Source organism: Vibrio sp. UCD-FRSSP16_30 (assembly GCF_001676025.1).
Lineage (GTDB): Bacteria > Pseudomonadota > Gammaproteobacteria > Enterobacterales > Vibrionaceae > Vibrio.
Genome location: NZ_LZFW01000005.1, coordinates 59,878 through 80,095 on the forward strand (window position 1 = coordinate 59,878; position 20,218 = coordinate 80,095).

Annotated in this window: 14 protein-coding genes; 8 read left to right on the top strand and 6 right to left on the bottom strand. The window is 41.7% G+C overall.

Features of this window, described 5'->3' with window-relative positions:
* Window positions 1-20 precede the first annotated feature (20 nt).
* Window positions 21-2,468, bottom strand: coding sequence for an LPS assembly protein LptD (gene lptD / locus A9260_RS04520; protein WP_068696630.1), 2,448 nt, complete (start codon window positions 2,466-2,468; stop codon window positions 21-23).
* Between the two features lie 149 nt (window positions 2,469-2,617).
* Here lptD and djlA point away from each other — a divergent pair, with 149 nt between their 5' ends.
* Complete coding sequence (gene djlA / locus A9260_RS04525) at window positions 2,618-3,463, top strand: co-chaperone DjlA (protein ID WP_068696632.1); 846 nt, start codon at window positions 2,618-2,620, stop codon at window positions 3,461-3,463.
* Between the two features lie 35 nt (window positions 3,464-3,498).
* Window positions 3,499-4,044 (top strand): DUF924 family protein, encoded by a 546-nt coding sequence (locus tag A9260_RS04530; protein WP_068696634.1) that lies wholly within the window; start codon window positions 3,499-3,501, stop codon window positions 4,042-4,044.
* A gap of 6 nt (window positions 4,045-4,050) precedes the next feature.
* Here A9260_RS04530 and A9260_RS04535 read toward each other — a convergent pair whose 3' ends face one another.
* The 5 genes from A9260_RS04535 to leuA form a co-directional block, all read right to left on the bottom strand.
* Window positions 4,051-4,830, bottom strand: coding sequence for a DUF547 domain-containing protein (locus A9260_RS04535; RefSeq protein ID WP_068696637.1), 780 nt, complete (start codon window positions 4,828-4,830; stop codon window positions 4,051-4,053).
* 87 nt (window positions 4,831-4,917) lie between these two features.
* Complete coding sequence (gene leuD, locus A9260_RS04540) at window positions 4,918-5,520, bottom strand: 3-isopropylmalate dehydratase small subunit (RefSeq protein ID WP_068696639.1); 603 nt, start codon at window positions 5,518-5,520, stop codon at window positions 4,918-4,920.
* A gap of 11 nt (window positions 5,521-5,531) precedes the next feature.
* Entirely contained in the window at window positions 5,532-6,938 is a 1,407-nt protein-coding gene (gene leuC, locus A9260_RS04545; protein ID WP_068696641.1) for a 3-isopropylmalate dehydratase large subunit, read from the bottom strand.
* An 84-nt stretch (window positions 6,939-7,022) separates the two neighbouring features.
* Window positions 7,023-8,114 (bottom strand): 3-isopropylmalate dehydrogenase, encoded by a 1,092-nt coding sequence (gene leuB, locus A9260_RS04550; RefSeq protein WP_068696643.1) that lies wholly within the window; start codon window positions 8,112-8,114, stop codon window positions 7,023-7,025.
* Window positions 8,115-8,182: 68 nt separating this feature from the next.
* Window positions 8,183-9,730, bottom strand: coding sequence for a 2-isopropylmalate synthase (gene leuA / locus A9260_RS04555; protein WP_068696645.1), 1,548 nt, complete (start codon window positions 9,728-9,730; stop codon window positions 8,183-8,185).
* A gap of 744 nt (window positions 9,731-10,474) precedes the next feature.
* On the opposite strand from leuA, the gene A9260_RS04560 reads away from it, so the two are divergent.
* The 6 genes from A9260_RS04560 (at window position 10,475) to A9260_RS04585 (ending at window position 20,079) form a co-directional block, all read left to right on the top strand.
* Window positions 10,475-11,797: an efflux RND transporter periplasmic adaptor subunit gene (locus A9260_RS04560; RefSeq protein WP_068696647.1), complete on the top strand. Its 1,323-nt coding sequence runs from the start codon at window positions 10,475-10,477 to the stop codon at window positions 11,795-11,797.
* On the top strand, window positions 11,794-14,901 hold the full coding sequence (locus A9260_RS04565) for an efflux RND transporter permease subunit (RefSeq protein ID WP_068696649.1): 3,108 nt from the start codon (window positions 11,794-11,796) through the stop codon (window positions 14,899-14,901). The genes A9260_RS04560 and A9260_RS04565 overlap by 4 nt, the downstream gene beginning before the upstream one ends.
* A gap of 140 nt (window positions 14,902-15,041) precedes the next feature.
* The gene (locus tag A9260_RS04570; RefSeq protein WP_068696651.1) at window positions 15,042-15,599 is read left to right on the top strand and encodes a phosphatase PAP2 family protein; all 558 of its coding nucleotides are present in this window, start codon (window positions 15,042-15,044) and stop codon (window positions 15,597-15,599) included.
* A gap of 1 nt (window position 15,600) precedes the next feature.
* Window positions 15,601-16,659, top strand: a complete 1,059-nt coding sequence (locus tag A9260_RS04575; RefSeq protein WP_068696654.1) for an MJ1255/VC2487 family glycosyltransferase — start codon at window positions 15,601-15,603, stop codon at window positions 16,657-16,659.
* Window positions 16,660-17,044: 385 nt separating this feature from the next.
* On the top strand, window positions 17,045-18,013 hold the full coding sequence (gene leuO, locus A9260_RS04580; RefSeq protein WP_068696656.1) for a transcriptional regulator LeuO: 969 nt from the start codon (window positions 17,045-17,047) through the stop codon (window positions 18,011-18,013).
* 233 nt (window positions 18,014-18,246) lie between these two features.
* Complete coding sequence (locus A9260_RS04585; RefSeq protein WP_068696658.1) at window positions 18,247-20,079, top strand: AMP-dependent synthetase/ligase; 1,833 nt, start codon at window positions 18,247-18,249, stop codon at window positions 20,077-20,079.
* Window positions 20,080-20,218 lie beyond the last annotated feature (139 nt).

A 20,218-nucleotide genomic window follows, 5' to 3' on the forward strand; every position in this document is an offset into this window, starting at 1 on the left:
CGGATTATTCCCGCGACATTCTAGTTATTTAAATAGAAAGGACGACCGTAACCTAGAGCGTTACCCCCGTCACCAAAATCTGTGCCAAAGTTAGTACCAAATCCAATAATGCCGATATTGAAGCTAATATTCTCTTCATATTCAGGACCCGGATCTGGTGTTTGAGTTCTGGTCCATGAGCGCAATTGATCGGTATAAGTAATACCTACATACCAACAGTCGGAGGTATAAGTCACTCTTGCAAGAGATTCAAGAGGCATATTTTCTGTTGTATCGTAAAAATACTGACCATTCACACTCCAGTTTTTATTGATTTTATAGCCGCCTAAAACACCAACTTGCGAAATACCATCAGTTGTAATGTGATCTAAGTGAATGGAATTACCTACAGTTTTGTCTAGATAGCTACGAGTGACATAGCGGTAGTTGGTTTGGATATAACCTGGCCCACGACGATACTCTAAAGCGCTGTCGGCAAGCTGTATTTCTTCATCACCAATATCATATTGAATACCACCATGATAGAAGAGGTAATCATTGAAGTTAAAGTCACTCTCGACCGCCCATGCGGAATAGTTTGAATCAGCAGGATCACCTGTGTTGGTATTACTGTTTTGTAGGTAATAAATCTGCCCGAAAGAAACGTTCATTCTTTCTTTATAACTCGAGTCATAGAAGCGAGTGGTCGCACCATAGCTGACTTGGTTTGCCGCCGCTATCTTATCAACACCACCGTACTTACGGGTTCTAAATAGCCCGTAATAATCTAATTGCAATAATGAAGTGTCGTAATTATAGATGTTGCTTTGATCTTCATACGGCACATACAAGTATTGAACTTTAGGCTCTAAAGTTTGTGTATAGCCATCAATAAAGGTGGTATCGCGCTCTAGGAAAAGTGTACCTGTACTGCGAAATTCAGGGATAAAACGAGTGACATCAGATTCTAGATTTTTAGTATCCTCGTGGCTCATATCGACATCATTAAGATCTTGATGGTAATAAGTACCTAATAAACGTCCTTCACTTTCCCAACTGCCCCAAGTCGTTGTTAGAGGGATTGTCACACCTGGTTCGATATGGACTCGTGTTGCTTGCGTAGGTTTTCTATTACGCTCATCATCTGTTGTAAAATGAGTTGCGTGACTGATAACGTCAAAATTGACATTATTCATTAGCTGAGGATAGAAATAATGCGCACTTAGCTGTGGCAGCATTCTATATGGCAAGTTATCTGTATCTGATAATAACTGAAAATCACGGACTAATAGGCTGGTATCCCAGTGCTCATTGCGATAAGAAACTTTACCTTGTTGCAGTAACTGGCCATCTTCTCGTTCACCTATGTTGGATGAAATATCAGAGAAGTATTCAATATCACTAACTTTTGCGTAATCAACTTCTACTTTCCAGTTTCGGTCAAACACACCATAGTGCGAGTAACCAATTCCCCAACGATCTCCGAGATCAGGGTATTTCTGATCGTCTGCTAGGTATTGCGCCTCTATTTGACCACGGCCCCAGTCATTTAAATATCGGAAGGTCCCATCAGTTTGTAGGCCACGTTCTGACATGTATTTAAAGGTGGTTTCCAAGTCATAATTTGGCGCTAAGTTCCAATAAATAGGAACGTCTAATTCAAAGCCATCACTGGTGCCATAGGCGACTGTTGGATAAAGAAAACCGGTTTTACGAGCATCACTGATGGGTACTGTTAACCAAGGTAAGTAAAATACTGGCACCTTTTGAATTTCAAAACGCGGATTATATAAGGTGGCTTCTTCTGCTTCTTGATCGATTTCAATAGAAGAAGAAACTAAACGCCATGAGTCATCATCTTCTGGACAAGAGGTAATGGTGCCATCTTTTAGTTCATAGAATAATTTACCTTCAGCACGAATAACCTTGGCATCACCTCGGCCGGTTTGACATAGCAGGTGATAGTTTGCCATCTCCAGCGTAGTGACATCCGTATCAAGGTTGGTTGTGGCAGTCTCTGAAGTCGTCTTGATTTGACCATTGGTCATCTCAACGTTGCCTTTTGCCACAATCGTATTTTCGGCTTGATAAAGCGTAACGCTATCTGCGTTGACACGTTTTGTGCCTTGCGTTACTTGAACGTTGCCACTATAAGTTGCTTCTTTACCATTAATGCCATCAAGAGAGTCAGCTTCTACACGAGTTGGCAGAGCGTTTTCTTGCTCGGCATTTGCAGGGGGCAAACACTGCTCTGTAAGATCAAAGGTTTGCTCTTTGGCTGCAGAAAGTAGTGCTGTCAACTCGGCAGCAGGCTCTGCATTTTGTTCTACAGTAGAATTGTCAGTCTGAGAGCCACTGAGATCAACATTTGCAACTGAGCCTTGATCTTCAGGGGAGTTCTCCTGCACACTAGTTTCTGCCTGCGCATTTGTAACCCACAATGCTGTGGTTATAGAAAGAGCGAGCCAGGTGCGGGGAAATTTTGACATCGAATAGAAACTTCCTTGATGATGAATAAGTCCGTAGACTGTAGTTGACCGTTTACTCGGCAGAATGTTCCTTATGATAATAGAATTTGGAGCATCAGGCACTAAAAGAGAACATTACTCTATAAAAATTAGTAGATTGAGAAAGAAGCATGCATTTTTTTGGTAAGATTTTAGGCGCATTTTTTGGTTTTTTGTTCGGCGGGCCTGTTGGCGCACTGATCGGAATGTATATCGGGCACCGTTTTGATAGGGCAAAAACTATCAGTCAGGCTCGAAGAGGCGGCTTTGGTGGGTATCAAAGAACCGCTAATCCAGCTCAACAGGCGGAGTTCTTCCAAGCCGCTTTTTCGGTTATGGGACATGTTTCCAAAGCGAAAGGCAAAGTAACCCAAGAAGATATTCAGCTTGCAAGCATCATGATGCAACGTATGAACTTGGATGAAAGCCAAAGACAAGTCGCTCAAGCTGCGTTTCGTGAAGGTAAATCTTCATCGTTTCCTCTTAGAGATGTCTTAAACCGGGTTAAGGAAGTCAGTAGTGGTCGACGTGATCTTATACAATTCTTCCTTGAACTGCAGATTTCAGCTGCTTTTGCTGATGGGAGCATACATCCGAATGAGCGTGATGTTTTGCACATTGTGGCAGAAGTGCTTGGATTTAACGCAGCTCAATTAGAGCGTCGCTTAAAGATGCAAGAAGCCGCTTATCGCTTTCAACAAAGTGGTGGTCATGGTGGTCAGTATTCTGGTGGTGGTTATCAGCAACAGGCAACCACACAAGATCAATTGGCAGCTGCCTATGCGATTCTTGGTGTTGAAGCCACAGCAGAGCCTAAAGAGATTAAGCGAGCGTACCGTAAGCTGATGAATGAGCATCATCCAGATAAATTATCAGCGAAAGGCTTGCCACCAGAGATGCTAGAAGTGGCAAAAGAAAAAGCACAAGAAATTCAAAACGCCTATGATGTAGTTAAGAAAGAGCGAGGCTTTAAATAATAAGTTAACTAACAAACTGAAATAATAGGGGCTCGATGATGGATAACTATAATGACGTTTTAGAGTTTTGGTTTGAGGAGTTACAGCCTAAAGATTGGTTTGTTTCAAACTCAGATTTAGATAAACAAATCACTCAAAAATTTGCTCAATTACATCAAAGAGCCATTCAATGTGAGCTTGTCAGTTGGCGTTGTTGTGCGCAAGGGCGCTTAGCTGAGATCATTGTTCTGGATCAGTTTTCTCGTAACATGTTTAGAGATTCACCTTTCGCATTTGCTTGCGATTCGCAAGCTTTAGTTCTCGCACAAGAGGCGGTGTTACAAGGTGTAGATCTTAAATTATCTGAACAGCAAAGAAGCTTTCTTTACATGCCCTATATGCATAGTGAGTCCTTACTTATACATGAGCATGGTTTACGACTATTTACTCAAAGCAACCTGCAACAAAATAGAGAGTTTCATTTGAAACACACGGCTATTTTGGAGCAATTTGGTCGCTATCCGCATCGAAATAAAGTGTTAGGGCGTCAAAGTAGCGCAGAAGAATTAGAATTTTTAACACAGCCAGATTCTTTCTTCTAATGTTGTTTATTTCGCTTCATTAAGCTGCCAGTTATAGTCATAAATAATTTTACCATTGAATGTGCTGATATCCGTTCTATAGCGTGATAGATGCTCAACAACGTGCTTCGAACCTGCAAAATCTACTGCAAACCACTCATAAATGGAGGATAGCTGAAGCTTTCCTTCAATTAATTTCGCGCCTTTATCACTATTAATGAATGCCTTAGCGCTTTGCTGTAAAAGCTGCTGGGTATTTTGCGCAGTAAATGCCTGTGGCTGCAGGTTAGGGCAACCTAGACTGGCACAATTGACTGCATAATGGGTTCGAGGATCGTTCCAGATAGGACGTAAAATTCGATGCTCAATATCATTAAGAGTTAATGATTTTCCTGCGACTTTAATCAGTTCTTTATCCCATGGACCAAAGCTAAATAATCCCCCTAATTTGGTGATCGATTTTGTTGGGTAGTTATCCAAAATCAGATTGACCGTCAGGCTATTGTAGAGGTTCACCCAGTAGGCGTATTGCTGTGCTTTTGTATATTGGCGAGGGTCAATATTCGCCAGTGTTGCAAGATAATCTTTGAGAGCTTGTTTATCTTTTGGCGTAACAGAAGAGTAGCGAAACAGAGTATTATCACCTTGCTTTATTAAGTAGCGATCCAATAGAGACTGCCACTGACTATGATCAATGCTTTGCTGGCTTTGAGTGTGTTTATCCCAATATGACCAAAGCTCTGATTTTGGAGCAGCAACGCTATTAAATGATAATAGTGTGATAATGAGCATCCATACTTTTAGCATATTTTTCTCCGCTGTAAGCCAATAAAAAAGGCCTTGTAATTAATAACAAGACCTTTCTAGAGTGAAATCTATTTCAAAATAGAATGATTAGCGCATAAATGCAGGAATCTTCTCTTCATATTGTGAAATTTTCTCAGCGTGCTGAAGGGTTAGACCAATATTGTCTAAACCATTTAGCAAGCAATGACGACGGAACTCATCAATCTCAAAACTGTACTGTTTATCGTTTGCTGTCACGGTCATTGCTTCTAGATCAACGGTGATTTGAGCGCCTTCATTTGACTCAACAAAAGTGAATATCTCATCAACTTCAGCTTCAGTTAAACGGACCGGCACCATTTGGTTATTGATTGAATTACCGTAAAAAATATCGGCAAAGCTAGGCGCTATCATGACTTGAATACCGTAATCGGCAAGTGCCCAAGGTGCGTGCTCACGAGATGAGCCACAACCAAAGTTTTCACGAGCCAGCAGGATACTTGCTCCCTGATAACGCGCTGCATTCATGATAAATTCTGGGTTTGGCTGTTGGCCTGCATCATCAAGAAAGCGCCAGTCATTAAATAAATGCTGACCAAAACCTGTGCGAGTTACTTTTTGTAGAAACTGCTTTGGGATGATGGCATCGGTATCGATATTAGCGATATCAAGAGGAACGACTAAGCCTGTATGTTGTTTAAAACCTGACATGTTATTTCCTCTTACTGCTGCTCAAAAGAACGAATATCAACAAAGTGACCAGCGATGGCAGCGGCGGCGGCCATTGCAGGGCTGACTAGGTGTGTGCGGCCTTCACGACCTTGGCGACCTTCAAAGTTACGGTTGCTGGTTGAAGCGCAACGCTCTTTTGGCCCAAGACGGTCGTTATTCATCGCAAGACACATAGAACAGCCAGGTAAGCGCCATTCAAAGCCTGCTGCAATAAAGATCTTATCTAAGCCTTCCGCTTCAGCTTGCGCTTTCACTTGTTCAGAGCCTGGGACAATCAGTGCTTGTACATGCTCCGCTACTTGTCGACCTTGTGCTACTTTTGCCGCAGCGCGCATATCTTCGATGCGAGAGTTAGTACAAGAGCCAACAAACACTTTATCAACAGAGTAATCCGATAGAGATTTACCGGCTTCTAATCCCATGTAAGCCAATGCTTTTTCTGCAGAAGCTTTTTCTACAGGATCGGCAAAGCTAGTCGGGTTAGGAATTGGGGTATCAACAGAAATCACCTGACCTGGGTTTGTGCCCCAAGTCACCTGTGGTTTAATTTCCGTCGCATCTAGGGTAACAACAGCATCAAACTTAGCGTCGTCATCCGTTTTTAGAGTCGACCAATATTCAACTGCTTCATTCCAATCATCAGCAGTGGGTGCAAATTTGCGTCCCTTGATATAATCAAAAGTGGTTTGATCTGGTGCAACAAGGCCGGCCTTAGCGCCTAGCTCGATGGCCATGTTACATACCGTCATACGGCCTTCCATAGAAAGGTCTGTAATCGCTTCGCCACAGAATTCAACAACGTATCCTGTACCGCCAGCTGCGGTTGTTTTGCCAATAATGGCCAGTACGATGTCTTTCGCGGTAATGCCGTGTGCAACTTTGCCTTTAACTTCAATCTTCATGGTCTTAGCACGTGATTGTTTTAAAGTTTGCGTTGCAAGCACATGCTCAACTTCAGAGGTACCAATACCAAAGGCGATAGAACCAAATGCGCCGTGAGTGGCGGTATGTGAGTCTCCACAAACAATCGTCATACCCGGCAGAGTAATGCCTAGCTCAGGGCCCATTACATGCACAATACCTTGGTATTTGCTGTTTAGATCGTATAGACGTACACCAAACTCGGCACAGTTTTGCGAAAGGGTTTCCATTTGGATACGAGCCATTTCACCAGAGGCATTAATGTCTTTAGTGGTGGTCGAAACGTTGTGGTCCATCGTTGCAAAAGTTTTGCTAGTTTGACGAACGCGACGGCCTTTTTCTCGTAACCCATCAAATGCTTGTGGTGAGGTAACTTCGTGAACTAGGTGTCTATCAATGTACAAAATCGGGTTTTCACCCTCAGCTTCTACGGCAATATGTGCGTCGTAGATTTTTTCGTATAAAGTTTTAGCCATGACTATTTCCTTATTTCCCATGTATTTTATTAAAAGAGCGCTAAAGCGCCCTAAAGACACACAGGAAATTAATCGATTCGTTTATTAAGAGTTAAGAACGTACTGTGCAATTTTGTCGCCCATCTCTGATGTGCTAAGTGCTGGCTTATCGCTTGCAAGATCTGCGGTTAGTTCGCCTGCTGATAATGCTTTAGAGACCGCATTTTCAATATCTTTTGCAGCCGCTTCTTCACCTAAGCTGTAACGTAGCATTAGCGCTGCTGATAGAATTTGCGCGACAGGGTTGGCAATGTTTTTGCCTGCAATATCAGGAGCACTACCACCTGCTGGCTCATATAAACCAAAGTTACTTTCGTTCAAACTTGCTGAAGGTAGCATACCCATAGAGCCCGTAATCATGGCACATTCATCAGAGATGATATCGCCGAAGATGTTTGAACACAGCATAATGTCAAATTGTGATGGCTCTTTGATCAACTGCATGGTCGCGTTATCGATGTACATGTGGTTTAGCTCAACATCAGGGTAGTCTTTTGCGACTTCCTCAACCACTTCACGCCACAGAATAGAGCTTTGTAGAACATTGGCTTTATCAATGGAGTAAACGTTTTTATCGCGTAAACGTGCTGATTCAAAAGCAATGCGTGCGATGCGTTCAATTTCGTAGCGATGATACACTTCAGTATCAAATGCTTTTTCGTTTGCGCCTTCGCCTTCACGGCCTTTTGGCTGACCAAAGTAAATGCCACCGGTTAATTCACGAACCACTACGATGTCGAAACCACGACCAGAAATATCAGCACGAAGTGGTGAGAAAGCTTCTAAACCTTGGTGAATTTGTGCAGGGCGCAGATTACAAAACAGTTGGAAATGCTTACGAAGAGGAAGCAATGCACCGCGCTCAGGTTGATCATTTGGTGGTAGGTTTTCCCACTTAGGACCACCGACAGAGCCAAATAGGATCGCATCAGAAGCTTCACAACCATTTAATGTTGATTGTGGTAGTGGTGAGCCATGATTATCGATCGCAATACCACCCACATCAAACTCGCTACGCTCAAATTTAAGCGCATGCTTAGTTTCGATAGCGTTTAGAACTTTATGTGCTTGTTGCATTACTTCTGGGCCAATACCGTCACCGGGTAAAACGGCAATCTTGTAAGATTTATCTGCCATGAAATGGTCTTCCTTAAATTATATTTGTTTATACCTCCCCCTTAAATAATGAGCGGGGGAGTAATGGTTTAAACTGTTGCTTGTCTTTTTTGTTTCATTTCTTCGATTTGGTCGGCGCGATGAATGCTATTAATGACATGCAGAAGCGCTTGACCTGAGGCTTCAACGATATCTGTTGCCAAGCCCGTACCATGATATTTTCGACCTTTGTAATTAGCAATGATATCAGCCTGACCTAGGCCGTCTTCACCTTCGCCTTTTGCAGTAAGGTCAAATTTATCTAATACAATATCGTAACCCGTTAGACGATAGATACATTGATAAAGCGCATCAACAGGCCCATTACCTACCGCGGCTTCGCATTTTTCTTCATCGCCACAAAGCAGTTTGATACTGGTGGTTGCCATGATGCTACCGGATTGAACACTTAGGTATTTCAATTTAAAGAAATCATCTTCATCACGAAGATTAGAGAAATGCATCAATGCTTCTAAGTCGTAATCGAACACTTGGCCTTTACGATCAGCTAGCTTCAAGAAGTCAGCATAAAGTGCATCAAGGTTATATTCTTCGTCTTTGTAACCCATGCTGTCCATGTGACTCTTCACAGCAGCACGACCGGAGCGACTGGTTAGATTCAACGCTTGGTTTTTTAAGCCGATAGACTCTGGAGTCATGATTTCATAGGTGTTTTTGTTTTTAAGCATGCCATCTTGGTGAATACCAGAAGAGTGGCTAAATGCATTGGCGCCCACAATCGCTTTGTTAGCTTGCACTGGCATATTACAAAGTTGAGAGACAAGTTTGCTGGTGCGATGAATTTCATCATGTTTAAGACCAGTTTGTACCCCTAGGAAGGGTTCGCGAGTCTTTAAGATCATCGCCACTTCTTCTAGAGAACAGTTACCCGCTCGCTCACCGATGCCATTAATTGTGCCTTCAATTTGACGTGCACCCGCTTGAACCGCGGCAATAGAGTTGGCAACAGACATACCCAAGTCATCGTGACAGTGCACAGAGATAATGGCTTTATCAATATTCGGAACACGATTAAATAGTGTTTCAATGATGCTGCCAAATTCGTTGGGTATGGTGTAGCCCACAGTATCGGGGATATTAATGGTACTGGCACCAGCATTGATGGCCGCTTCCACCATACGACAAAGATTGTCGATTGGAGTACGTCCAGCATCTTCACATGAAAACTCGACATCATCGGTGTAATTTCTTGCATGTTTAACTGCATTTACACCCATTTCAATCACATCATCGTAGCTGCGACGCAGTTTATCTTGAACGTGAATGGTTGAAGTTGAGATAAAGGTGTGGATTCGAAATTGATCGGCAACCTTTAGTGCTTGCGCTGCTGCATCAATGTCTTTAGCCACTGCGCGAGATAGAGCACAAATACGACTATTTTTGATGTGTTTGGCAATGGTTTGTACTGATTCAAAGTCACCCGGAGAAGAGATGGGGAAACCAGCTTCAATAACATCAACACCTAAGCGCTCAAGAGCATAGGCAATTTGCAATTTTTCTTTGACGGTTAGGCTTGCAGAAAGAGCCTGCTCGCCATCTCGTAGTGTGGTATCAAAGATAATGACCTGATTGCTCATATTGGCTTCCTTTTCCAGCATTGTAATTATGTTTCTATACAAAAAAACCCGCACTTGAAGGGCGGGTTTTTATCAATCTTGGTGGTGTTTTTATTCCACTAGCAACCCGCGTGTTTATGTCACGATTAGCAGGAGGAGCAGAGATATTGAAACGAAAAATTTCATTTTTAAAACAATCCACAAATGAGTTAACAAATTAATACCGCAATTTACCTATAAGCGTCAAGAAGAAAGTTCAATAATCATTCATATAAAGAAGGTTTTATGACTGGATACGCAGTTGGACTTCATGTAAGCAATTGAAACTTAAAGGTTATCTGCGCTGTTTTATTTCGGTTAATTAATTTGAACTTCATTATAACGATACTGCAACTATCGTTAATCAATCAGCTGACTATTACAGTAGAAATGTATGCACCTATAAGCTCTCGTTATCTTATAAAGGAAATAGATAAGGTAATTGCTTGTTTTTAACTTTATCAACCCGCTTGTATCTTAATGATAAGGTCATTTTTGCTACTAACGATGATAAAGTACATGGTTCAGGTCTAGTTGGTAGCAGATGTTATTGATTTATATGGATCTGGGACTCAGCAAAATATGGCTATTGACTGTCGCGAGTGTAATTTGAAAAACGCACTATTTAATAGCCTCAACTTTCTCGAAAATATGCTTAAGCATTTGTTTTGCATCCTATCATTAGTAATGATGACATAAATCGCTACAGCACTAGGACGATAATCCATGAAACTCAATCGTAAATTTCTTTTTTTCCCTGCTGTCGCGGTTGGAGTCATCATCTTATTGATCATGATTGAAACTCGTCCGGATGTACCGACTAAGCCTGCCGGAGATAGAGCAAAACCGGTAAAAGTGATGACCATGAATCCTATCTCAATCGCGCCTGAGGCTATTGGTTTTGGACAGGTGGCGGCCAAGTTTGAGTGGAAATCAATTGCCGAAGTATCGGGTAAAGTGGTTTATCGAAATCCACAGTTAGAGCGCGGAAGAGTGTTAAAAGCGGGCACCGAAGTATTGAGGATTGACCCTTTAGATTACGAGCTAAAGCTAGTGCAAGCTAAAGCCGATTTAAGCTCAACACAAACGCAGCTTAAAAAACTCGCATTAGAAAATAAAAACAGTCAAAACAGCCTGAAAATTGAAAGAACTCGTCTTAAATTAGCCAATACTGAGTTGAAACGAGTTCAAGATTTGAGAAACAAGAAAGTGGCTTCTCAATCAGATGTCGATACCCAGCAGCAAGCCTATCTTGCACAGCAAAAATTAGTACAAGATATTGAAAATCAAATTGCCTTGTATCCTGATGAAAAGAAAGTCGCCGCAGCATTAATTGAAGTGAATCGAGCGAAAGTAAAAGAAGCTGAACGTTCTCTTGAGAAAACGAAAGTCATTTTGCCTCGCGACCTGCGTATTTCCACTGTTGATATAGAACTTAATCAGGTAGTGAACATGCAACAACAGATGTTTACGGCTCAAGGGTTAGATGTCATGGAAATTGAAGCGCAAATATCCATTCATGACATGCAACTGCTTACGCAAAGCTTAAACACTAAGCAAAATAACTCAACCAATTCATTACCAGATTTTTCACGTCTTACAGCGTCAGTTACGTTATCCAGTGGTCACTTCAAAGAAGTGTGGCCAGCTAAAGTGGTGCGAGTGAGCGATTCTATCGATTCTACTCATGCGACTGTGGGGGTGATTCTTGAGATTAAACAAACGGATCTACAGCACCTATCAAACCGTACCTTATCCATGTTAAGTGGCATGCTTGTGCGAGCTAAAATTGATGGAATAGCATCATCGTCATGGGCTATCCCGGAAAGAGCTCTGCATGGGGATCATGTGTATATATTTGAGAATAATAAATTAAAGATTTTACCAGTATCGGTTTATTATCGACGTGATCAGCAGGTTGTTGTTGAGGGGGATCTATCGAAAGGTGATCAACTGATCTTGAACGATCTACTGCCGGCTATCTCAAATATGTCCCTTAAGCTTGAAACAGTAAGTGATGAGCCTAAAGATCAGGAGGATGCTGCGTGATTCGCTTTTTTGCAAGGCATCCAACCGCTGCCAACTTATTGATGTTTTTGATTTTCCTTGTTGGCGTACTTTCTTTGCCAACAATTAAACGTGAAACTTTCCCTGAGTTTTCACCTCCTTACATTATGGCTACGATAGTCTATCCGGGCGCTTCTCCTATGGAGGTAGAAGAGAGCTTGTGTGTGCGCATGGAAGATGCTGTAGACGGTTTATCGAATATCGAAGAAACCACCTGTGAGGCTGTAGAAGGCAGTGCAAGGTTGACATTGAAGCTCAACACTTCGGCTGATATAGGCCGCATGCTGGTGGATGTGCAAACCAAAATTAATGCCATTAACGACTTTCCTGATGAAATTGAATCGCCGGTCGTGCAAGAGCTTGATTGGAATGAACCCGTTGTCGATGTGGCAATTACCGCCAATACCAGTTGGCCAGAGCTTAAAGCATACGCGGAACATCTAAAGCGTATTATGAAGTTAGATTATGGCGTTTCATTGGTTGATGTGACTGGTTTCTCTGATCATGAATACCGCGTTGAACTCAATACATACGCAATGCGTCAGTTGGGTCTAACCATTAATGATATCGCCACGCAAATAGGCAAGCAAAACGTCAAACTGCCAAGTGGTAGTGTTGAAACTCCGCAAAAGAATCTACTTATACGTTTTGATGAGAGACAAATTACGCCAGATCAACTTGAGAATATAGTGGTGGGTTCAGGCTCTAATGGCGCGATTGTTCGATTGCGCGATGTCGCAACGATCACCGATCGTTTCGAGTTAGACGAACAAAAGATTCTATTTGATCAAACACCTTCAGCCATATTAAAAGTCAGTAAAAACAAAGAAGATGATGCATTAAGAATTAAAGATGATGTGGTGCGATTTGTCGAGGCGCAGCGAGCTATCGCCCCTGATGGTGTCACCATCAGTATGACTAACGATCTTTCATCGGTATTGTGGGATCGATTGACCATGATGGTGCGCAATGGCTGGCAAGGCATTGTGCTAGTTTTCGCTACCATGTGGCTGTTTTTCAGTTTGCGCTACTCTTTTTGGGTTGCTGCCGGTCTGCCTGTCGCCTTCTTAGGCGGACTATTTATGATGGCTAATTTAGGCATCTCTATCAATATTATGTCGCTAGTAGGGCTACTGATGGCGATAGGTATCATGATGGATGATGCCATAGTCATTGCCGAATCCATCGCCTCCCATTTAGATCGGGGGCTAAATATTGATGATGCGGTCTATGAAGGGGTCAAAAAGGTACTTCCCGGTGTTGTCTCTTCTTTTCTCACTACAGTGTGTATTTTTGGTAGTTTACTGTTTCTTGATGGTGAGATGGGCGCAGTACTGAAAGCGGTGCCGCAAGTACTGATATTGGTATTGAGTTTAAGCCTTGTCGAAGCATTTTTAATTTTGCCCCACCATCTAGCTCATTCACTGCATAGTGCGAAAAAAGAACGACCAGATTTGCATTTTAAAACGGTCTTTTTAAGAAAGTTTGATGAGTTCCGCAATGGCACATTAGTCCGTGCTGTCGACAAAGTGGTGGAGTATCGTTACTTATTTATGGGCTCTGTTATTGCCGCCTTACTGATATCGGTTTCGTTATTGGCTGGTGGCTATCTTAAGTTTGTACCATTCCCCGATTTAGATGGTGATATCGCCGAAGCTCGAATTATTTTACCTCCAGGTTCTACCTTGTCTCAAACTGAAGCTGTGGTTGACCGTTTGGTTATATCAGCTAAGAAACTGGATAAAGAGTGGACGAAAAACGTAGAAAATGGCGTACCGCTCATTCAGCACATTACGGCCAGTTATAATTCTAATGCCGATGCCAACGAATCCGGTCCGCACATTGCGACAGTACGTTTAGACTTACTGGGAGCGGAAGAGCGAAATACTCTTTTAGATGATTTTATTGATGCTTGGCGAAGTGATGTAGGGGAGCTTGCTACCCCCATTTCGCTAGTCTTCAAACAACCGACAATGGGGCCGGGTGGTCGCGCGATTGAAATTCGTCTACAACATGACAACCTTGAATCTTTGAAAGCGGCTTCTATTGAAGTGCAATCTTATCTTAACGAATTTGATGGCGTCCATGGGGTGCTTGATGACATGCGAATGGGTAAAGAAGAGGTATTGGTAAAATTACGTCCTGGAGCTGAGGCTTATGGGGTGAATGGACAGATGATTGCGAGCCAGTTGCGGGCGGCATTTTATGGTGAAACCGCTGATGAAATACAAATCGGCGTAGAAAACATAAAAGTTGAAGTACGTCTTGATGAGGCAGAAGCTGGTAATCTACAGCGCTTGGCTAATTTCCCTATCATCATGCCTAGTGGCGCACAGATCCCACTTGGAACGTTAGCCAGTTTTGATTTTCAGCGAAATTATGTACGAATTCAGCGCATTAATGGTATGCGAACGGTCGCGGTGTTTAGTGATTTAGATACTGCGAAAGCAAGTTCAGGTGAAATTATTAACACCTTTAGAACTCAAGAACTGCCTAAGCTGAAAAAAGAATACCCCGGTATTCGTATTGATTTTGAAGGGGAATCGAAAGACACCGCTAAAACCAGCTCTTCTATGGGTAAAGGATTTTTAGTCGGCCTGTTTGGTGTGTTTGCCATTTTAAGTTACCAGTTCCGCAGTTACATTGAGCCTTTTGTGGTGATGTTGGCGATCCCTCTGGCGCTAATTGGTGTCATTTGGGGGCACTTCTTTCTGGGGCATAACATGAGTATGCCGAGCATCATGGGCTTTATTTCATTAGCAGGGATTGTGGTGAATGACTCGATACTGCTGGTGCAATATATTCGTTTTCATATAGATGAAGGCGAGACAGTACGAGAAGCGGTGGTAAAAGCCAGTCAGGAGCGTTTCCGCGCCGTATTTATTACCTCCCTTACAACAGCCGCAGGTTTACTACCTCTTTTGCTTGAAACCAGCTTACAAGCACAGGTTATTCAGCCATTGGTCATCTCTATTGTGTTTGGTATTTTTGCATCAACAGTACTGGTGCTGTTTATGGTGCCATGTGCGTACACTATTTTGGCTGATTTTGGAAAGATATCTAAGCATGAAAATCTTGATAATTAGTTTTAAATCATAAGCTTAGTTTTTATAAATAAAAAACCTATGAAACTGTAATTTCATAGCAAACAAAACGTCACTTATTTGTCACTTAACTTCCTTAGCTTGGGATCAACTAAACTAAGGAAGTTAAGTAGGACAGGGAAATGAGTAGTTTTGATTTTGATAGCCAGGGTAGGCAAAGTATCAACCCTATTGTTCGTTTCGATTTAGCATTCTCACTATTTTGTACCGAACATAAATATGCCAATCAAGTGAGCTTAATTAGTCGCGCCGTATCTCATTCGGGAGATGGTCATTTATATGTCGTATTAGCGTTAATCGCTTATATGATTGATTCAACTATTGGTAGCTTGTTTTTAGCGTGTGGTCTGCTCGCTTTTGCTATTGAGCTTCCCATCTATTGGCTAACTAAAAATAGTGTTCGCCGTCGCCGTCCTCATGAGTTATCTGCACGTTTTACCAACTTTATAGAACCATCAGATAAATACAGTTTACCTTCGGGGCATACCGCTGCTGCCACTATCATGGCGATCAATATCAGCATGTTCTTTCCTAGCCTAGCCATTTTTGCCGTTGTTTGGGCAAGTCTAATTGCACTATCTCGTATATTGCTTGGTGTGCACTTTTTCAGTGACATCGTGGCTGGGATGATTCTTGGTTTAGTCAGCGCGCTGACTGCAATGGCGATTATAGGGGCTTAACATGAAAATATTATATGGTGTTCAAGGCACAGGTAATGGCCACATTGCACGAGCAAGAGCGATGGCAGAAGCATTTAAAAAAAGAGATAACGTTGAAGTTGATTTTGTCTTTTCAGGTAGAGAAAAACAAAAGTATTTCTCTATGGATGCCTTTGATGGTTATCGCACTTTTTCCGGGTTGACCTTCAACTCTAATAGCGGAAAAGTGGATTACTTAAAAACAGCCACCAATAATAATGTGGTTGAGTTACTGCAAGATATTAAAACTCTAGACGTTAAAAAATACGATTTAGTGCTTAATGATTTTGAGCCGATTAGTGCTTGGGCTGCCAAGAAACATAAAGTGCCTTGTATCGGCATTAGTCACCAAAATGCATTTCGCTACCAAGTACCCAAAAAAGGGTATGGGCTAATGGATAAAACCATTATTCATCATTTTGCGCCATCTGATTTTCAGGTTGGACTGCATTGGTATCATTTTGATCAGCCGATCTTACCGCCTATTGTTCACGTGTGTGATACACAAAGCACGGCCGAAGAAGCATTTGTTTTGGTGTATTTACCTTTTGAAGATTTAAAGCAAGTGAGAGAGTTACTGCAACGTCTCTCTGGGTATTCTTTTCGTTGTTATCACCCTGATATTAAGCAAGCGCGAGATACTGATAACGTGCAGCTTCGCCCTCTGTCATTTAGCGAGTTTCAACGAGACCTTGCCAGTTGTCACGGTGTGATTGCCAATGGCGGTTTTGAGTTACCGTCAGAGGCTCTTTCTTTAGGAAAGAAGCTGTTGCTAAAACCTCTTGATGGGCAATTTGAGCAGCAAAGTAATGTCGCAACATTAGAGTATCTTGGTTTGGGTAGCGCAATGCTTGAGCTTGAATTGGGTACGATACGTAAGTGGCTTGAAGAGGATACACCTGACCCTATTCATTACCCTGATGTTGCAGGCGCAATTTCTGATTGGGTGTTGGAAGGGGATTGGAACCAGCAACAAAAGCTCAGTCAAAATCTGTGGAAACAAGTCAGTTTCCCAACACATATGACCCATCTGCTAGATTAATCAATTGCTGTTTTTTGAATGGTAAAATTGATTTGATCAATAAGTTGTTTAAGAGAACCGCCATCAAAGATGGGGGTTTTCTTATCAATATCCGACGTTAATTAAGCGATAGACTGTGTTTTTCTTATCTAAAAATAACTTTTTATTTTTTTAGGTTTTACCTAAGTTATTGTTTTTTTATGGCAAAACATGGTAATAACTAAAATGTACTGATTCTTTGTCAATTTGCTTGTTCTGACCTAATGATATGCAACATATTAGGGCTATTGAGTATTCACCCCGTTAATGATTGTTGGTCGGTTTTTGTTTCATACCTCACTTTCTTGATATGAAATTTACCGTTAAAACCAATACTCAGTAGGGGACTAAATAGAGAGAAAAGCGAATGTTGATGAGTAATAGTACACATGAATTACCACAAGCTACAAGTAACAAGGGAAGCACACTTAGAGGTGTCGATCTTAACTTGTTGATCGTGTTTGATGCAGTGATGCAAGAACAAAATATTACTCGTGCAGCTCGAAATTTAAATATGTCTCAACCTGCCGTTAGTAATGCAGTATCACGTTTAAAAGTGATGTTTAAAGATGACTTATTTATGCGTAAAGGACGCGGTATCGCTCCAACGCTGCGCGCTCGCCAATTATCAACACCAGTACGTCAAGCATTGCAGTTAGTAAAAAATGAATTGCCAGGAGAGCTATTTGATCCTGAAACTTCTAGCCATACGTTTTCTGTGGCGATAGCGACACCGAACGATGTGCGCTTTGCTCCAGAGCTTATTAATAGCACCACTAAGAAAGCACCAAACGTGAAGTTACATCTTGATTCTGCTGGTGGCGTTTCTCTTCAAGAACAAATCATTCAGCAAGAAATAGATTTTATTATTGATAACACATGCTTTGATGAAGTGGGTTTTATTAGTACAGAAATGTTCAGTGATGATTTGGTCGTGATATGTGCTCTCAATCATCCTCGATTAGGACAAAAAACTGAACTGACGATGGATCAATTGTTACTTGAGCAACATGCCAGTTTGTCTCCTTCTAGCGATGTGATGGATTTGAATACCATTGTCTACCATAATCTACCAGTACAGTGGGCTTATCGTGGAGCAACATTAGGTAACTTGATTGCCATTGCAGCGCAATCAGAACTTGTTTGCGTAGTACCTCGTTGGGTAAAAGACTTTTTCCCAACAAGTTTAGAGTTACATGCGATGCCATTTCCTGGTGAGCAAGCAAGCATAAAAACCTATTTAACATGGCATGAATCTCGTCAAAGTGATGCGGCGCATACTTGGATGCGAGAGCAACTGATGACAGTTTGCAACGATGTTGTTGAGAAAGGGTAATCACACATATTCACCTAGTATCATTTGATGAATTGCCAAGCATCGGAAGCTAATGCCTTCGGTGCTTTTTTTATGTTCAATTATTGGTGATTGCTGCTCTTACCAGTCATAAAAAAGCGGACTTATGTTCAATTTTGTATAATAGAACGGCAACTGGAATTGCCTTTTATTTACTCGACTGTAAACTATTTAACTTACTCAGCTTACACGTGTAAGCCAAAAGGCAGAGGTTTATGAGCAACTCAAAGTTTCACATAGTTAAGAAGGTTCGCCAGCAAGTTGTCGACGGAGGAAACCGTGTCGCACTTAAGCATAAAGTAAATGGTGCTTGGTGTGATATTTCTTGGTCACAGTTTGGACAGCAAATGGATGCTGTTTCTATGGCACTTTTAGCTCAAGGATTGAGTGTTCAAGATAAAGTTGGGATTTACTCCAATAACATGCCTAAATGGACAATGGCAGACCTAGGTTCACTACAAGCACGAGTTGTTACTGTTCCTATTTATCCGACTAATACTGCCGATCAGTCTGCATACGTTATTCAAAATGCTGATGTAAAAGTACTGTTCGTTGGCGAGCAGGAACAATACGATATATCAGTTTCGATCTTTGAGCAGTGTGAGCAACTTGAGCTTATCGTTGCGATGTGTGACAGCATTAAATTAGCTGATAACGATTTCAGTGTCTCATGGCAGCAGTTTACACAATCACAGTCAGCAAATGCTCAAACACTCAAAGAAGAGTTTGAACAGCGCATTCAAGATGCCACTCTAGATGATCTCGTTACGTTGATTTACACTTCAGGTACAACGGGTCAGCCAAAAGGTGTCATGTTAGATTATGCTAACTTTGCCTCCCAGCTTGAAGGACATGCGATACGTCTTAACTTAACTAAAGATGATGTTTCATTGTGCTTCTTGCCATTATCTCATGTCTTTGAGCGCGCATGGACGATGTTTGTTCTCTACACTGGGGCAACAAATGCTTACTTAGTTGATACCATGCAAGTTCGTGATGCACTAGGTGAGGTTAAGCCTACCGTTATGTGTGCAGTTCCGCGCTTCTATGAGAAAATTTTCTCTGCTATTCACGAAAAAGTATCTCATTCTTCATTTGTGAAAAAAGCGATGTTTACGTGGGCTGTCAACATGGGGGCGCGCCTAGCACTGTGTAAGCAAGAGCAGCGTGAACCTTCTTACTTACTCACTCGTAGCCATGCACTAGCTGACAAATTGGTACTGAGCAAGTTAAGAGCTTTATTGGGTGGCAATATCACCATGATGCCTTGTGGTGGCGCTAAACTAGATGAAACGATCGGTCGTTTTTTCCATGCATTAGGGCTTAATGTTAAGCTTGGCTATGGAATGACAGAAACAACCGCTACGGTTTCTTGTTGGGATGAACCTAACTTTGACCCTGACTCTATTGGTACATCAATGCCAGGAGCTCAGGTTAAAATCGGTGAGAACAATGAGATTCTAGTTAAAGGGCCAATGGTCATGCGTGGCTATTATAAACTTCCTGAAGAAACCGCGAAAACCTTTGATGAAAACGGTTTTCTGAAGACAGGTGACGCCGGTCATTTTGATGATAATGGCAGTCTTTTTATTACCGATCGTATTAAAGAGTTGATGAAAACATCGGGTGGTAAATACATTGCGCCACAAGTTGTTGAAGGCACTATTGGTAAAGATCATTTTATTGAGCAAATTGCGGTTATTGCTGATACTCGTAAATTTGTTTCAGCTCTTATCGTACCAAGTTACGAAGCATTAGAAGTGCATGCCAAAGAGCTCAATATTAAATATCAAGATAAAGTGGATTTGCTAAAACACAGTCAGATAGTGGAAATGCTAGAAGCTCGTGTGACTGAGTTACAGAAAAACTTAGCTAAGTTTGAACAAGTAAAAAAATTCAAACTTCTGCCAAAGGCATTCTCTATGGAGAAGGGTGAACTTACGCCAACTCAGAAGCTTCGTCGTAAGGTTATCAATGACCGTTATCAAGACGAAATTGAAGAAATGTACAATGACAAAGACAAAAGTAAGTCAAAGCCTAAAAAGTAATGGCTTAATCGAATAAATAAACCCCTGTAACCTGTTTTAGGTTACAGGGGTTTTTTATTTGTAGGGATAAAGAGTACAACCTTAACCGTCTAATGCTACGACTTATTTAGTACTCATATTACTGTTAATGAAATGTGAT